Consider the following 3,432-nt stretch of genomic DNA (forward strand, 5'->3'; position numbering starts at 1 on the left):
CGATTTAGCAGTGGAATTAGCCCTACAATCGGCGTAGGGCTAATTCATGAATTAGCCCTACAATCGGCGTTGTCAAATTGAAAGATGCTCCGAATCAGCACCGGAGCATTGCATCTTTCCTCTTCTGATCTGACAACGCCCTTTTTCTCACTGATAACTGATAACTGATAACTGATAACTGATAACTGATAACTGATAACTGATAACTGATAACTGATAACTGATAACTGATAACTGATAACTGATAACTGAATTAGTTTCTCACTGCTTCTGTTTCCGCTTCTTTGGGAACAAGCACTGGCACTCCGCTGACTGTTTCAATTTGATAAATAACGCGACTTAATTGGGAAGGACAACAGAGAGGATCCGTATCTTTATAGCGATTAAAAACCACAATAATTCGATCGCTATTTTGTAAAACAATTCTCTGAGATGCACCATCAGTGCGGGAATCCATCGGTCGCGGGGAAAGAGTGCCAGCGAATTTACCATCGACAAAAACAAAGTCTTGATAACCCATTGGTCGGCACATTCCATCCACTCCACTCATGGCCGAAATAACGCTAGTTTTACCATAGGTTTGCACGGATCCGTACAGTAACCATCCTGCTTTATTAAGCGCTTGATCATTGGCAGTAATTGCCGGACGAACCTGTTCACGACACTGGTTATCGATCACGGTTTTAACGGGAGATTTGGGGATAGGGGCCTTGGCTTTATTCCAATTAGTTAACGGTCGATCAAACCAAGCTCGCGGAGTCTCTTTTTCTGGGGTTTGGCTAATAACTTCTAATAGCTTCCATGTTTCCGAACTTTGATTAGTAGCTGGATTGGAGACGGTTTCAACGCTAACTTTAATTTGATAGAAAAATCCTGGTTTATAATCAAATCCCTCGATACTATTAGGGAACAATCTCCAGTTTTCCTCTGGTTTCTCTCGCATCTGTAAACAGTCTTTGGTTGTGCCTTGGCTACAGGGTTGTTTCCTAGAATGGATATAAATTGTCCTTTCCGTGCGCGTGGTAGTTGGTGCGGGGGTAAAAGTGAGTATTCCTAAACCTTCGGGAGTACGATAAAATAATTGTAAATCGCCTTTAGCTGTCACTTGGAATTGTTCCACTCCTTGCAAGGCAGCAAGATATTGATTTTCCTGTTTCATCTCCGGTTCTGGACAAGCTTTTTTCGTAGTAGCGATCGCTTGGTTGATCTGAAGCGTGTCATTATTGACTTGATAGCCAGTATTATACTGGTTGCATCCAGCCGAACCACTGAGGATATTTTTCTGGAAAGCGGCAGTAATTTCCGTTTCTTTCACCAAACTTCCGGCTGTCCACCCCCTTAGTTTCCATCGAGTCCCCTCCAAAGGGGAAGTATTAGCGATCGCCGCTTTCCCCGCTAAAGCACAACTTAGGGCAATTGTCAAGAAAATTCCCGTTTTTTTGGCGTTCAAAATTGCTATTCTCCTCGTCAAAGCAACAATTCTATTATGGCGTGGGGTAATCGACTCAGTGGTTAGGATAATTTTTCGGATGTCTCTTTCTGACCATCCCGTGACGGATTAAGAGAGAACAAGTTCCCGCAAACCTTAACCCAGTCAGAAAGTCATCGTTGTCATTAATCACTTTTTGGCCCTTTGAGGGCAAAAAGTTGACCCGGTTCACCTTAAGCAGTACAATAAAAACCTTGAATGACCCCTTAAACAAAAAAAACACCATGGCACAAGGACAAGGATTCGGATTCGGTCTCGGTAAGATTAAAGAATTACAAGACGCTTTCCAAAAAGCGCAACAGGTGCAACAAGGGGCCAAAGTTCTGCAAGAAGAACTGGAAAATATGGAAATTCCCGGCCAGAGTGAAAATGGCTTCGTGACAGTCTATCTCAGTGGCAACCAAGAACCCCGGGGTATTGAAATCGACCCTGCTCTCCTCTCCCAAGATCTGGAGATTGTGGCCGAGTCTATTCTAGAAGCCATGAAAGTCGCCTATAGTGCCTCCACGGAAACCATGCGCGCCAAAATGGAAGAACTGACCAGTGGTTTAAATATCCCCAGTATGTAATCGCTTTTGACCGCAATGGTAAGATGGAAAGTTGGACTAACAAACAAGGAGGTTCAACTTTGCTGACTTTGGGTGTCAATATCGACCATGTGGCCACAATTCGCCAAGCTCGCCGTACCGTGGAACCAGCTCCCGTGGCGGCGGCAGTTTTGGCTGAAATCGGCGGTGCTGATGGTATTACCGTTCACTTGCGCGAGGATCGTCGTCATATCCAGGATCGCGATGTGCGGATTCTCCGGCAAACGGTGCGGACTCATCTGAATCTGGAAATGGCCCCGACGGAGGAAATGATCGCCATTGCTCTCGATATTAAACCCGATTATGTCACCCTTGTCCCCGAAAAGCGCGAGGAAGTGACCACGGAAGGGGGGATCGATATACTGGGCAATTTTGACCGTTTTTGTCAGGTTGTCGAGCGCCTGCAATCGGCTAATATTCCCGTTAGTTGGTTTATTGATGCCGATTTTGCCCAAATTCAAGCGGCCGCTAATACGGGGGCGAAATTTATTGAACTCCACACCGGTCAATACGCCGAAGCACAACAGGAGAGCGATCGTCAAGCACAATTAACAATTCTTAAAGAAGGTTGTGAATACGCTTCCTCTCTCGGTTTGCGGGTGAATGCTGGTCACGGTTTGACCTATTGGAATGTTTATGCCGTCGCCTGTTTGCCCAATATGGAAGAATTGAACATTGGTCACACAATTATCAGTCGTGCGGTTTTAGTTGGGTTGGAACGGGCTGTTAGGGAAATGAAATTGGCTATGCGTGGGCAATTGTAAAGGCTATCAGCTATCAGCTAATCTCCTGACTAGGGAACAATTACACTGAAAAATTAAAGGAAAGATGATGACAACTTATTATTATTTGGTAGCCAGTCAAAAGTTTTTAGAAGAAGAAGCGATCGAAAAGGAAGTTTTGAAGGAAAGAATCAGGAATTATCAAGAAAAAGGTCAAGAAATTGATTTTTGGTTAATTGCCAATCCAGCTTTTTTAGATACTCCCGCTTTTGCCGATATCAAAAAGAAAACTCCCCAACCAGCAGCGGCAATTGTTTCTCTCAACCAACAGTTTATTACTTGGCTGAAATTGCGTCTAGAATACGTTATTACTGGACAGTTTGAGGCTCCTTCCGATACTATTTCCGATCCGTTAAAATAACCCTTTTTTGTCTGTGGTAAATAAGTGGTTATAATTAAATAGAAGATACATTTTGGGTTCGATCCCCCCTGCCCCCCTTGATAAGGGTAGGGCTGTTTCATTCTCCCATCAGAATATCAAAAGTAAAAGCGATCACTGTCTTTGTAAAATGAGAAGTGAACGCGAACTTTTGAAAGATATGTTGAGCTTAATAGAAAAACTGAAACAAGTCAA

At 43.8% G+C, this 3,432-nt stretch carries 4 protein-coding genes; 3 read left to right on the forward strand and 1 reads right to left on the reverse strand.

Going from position 1 to position 3,432, the window contains the following annotated elements; translation table 11 throughout:
• Nucleotides 1–253: 253 nt before the first annotated feature.
• The gene (locus IM509_RS18065; RefSeq protein WP_221634784.1) at nt 254–1,450 is read right to left on the reverse strand and encodes a DUF4377 domain-containing protein; all 1,197 of its coding nucleotides are present in this window, start codon (nt 1,448–1,450) and stop codon (nt 254–256) included.
• 263 nt (nt 1,451–1,713) lie between these two features.
• On the opposite strand from IM509_RS18065, the gene IM509_RS18070 reads away from it, so the two are divergent.
• The 3 genes from IM509_RS18070 (at nt 1,714) to IM509_RS18080 (ending at nt 3,219) form a co-directional block, all read left to right on the forward strand.
• Nucleotides 1,714–2,058 (forward strand): YbaB/EbfC family nucleoid-associated protein, encoded by a 345-nt coding sequence (locus IM509_RS18070; protein ID WP_052277085.1) that lies wholly within the window; start codon nt 1,714–1,716, stop codon nt 2,056–2,058.
• A gap of 59 nt (nt 2,059–2,117) precedes the next feature.
• The gene (locus IM509_RS18075) at nt 2,118–2,840 is read left to right on the forward strand and encodes a pyridoxine 5'-phosphate synthase (protein WP_211571677.1); all 723 of its coding nucleotides are present in this window, start codon (nt 2,118–2,120) and stop codon (nt 2,838–2,840) included.
• Nucleotides 2,841–2,907: 67 nt separating this feature from the next.
• Nucleotides 2,908–3,219, forward strand: a complete 312-nt coding sequence (locus IM509_RS18080; protein ID WP_002789077.1) for an MgPME-cyclase complex family protein — start codon at nt 2,908–2,910, stop codon at nt 3,217–3,219.
• The last annotated feature ends 213 nt before the right edge of the window (nt 3,220–3,432 follow it).

Source organism: Microcystis sp. M31BS1, assembly GCF_020245285.1.
GTDB classification, from domain to species: Bacteria; Cyanobacteriota; Cyanobacteriia; order Cyanobacteriales; family Microcystaceae; genus Microcystis; species Microcystis panniformis.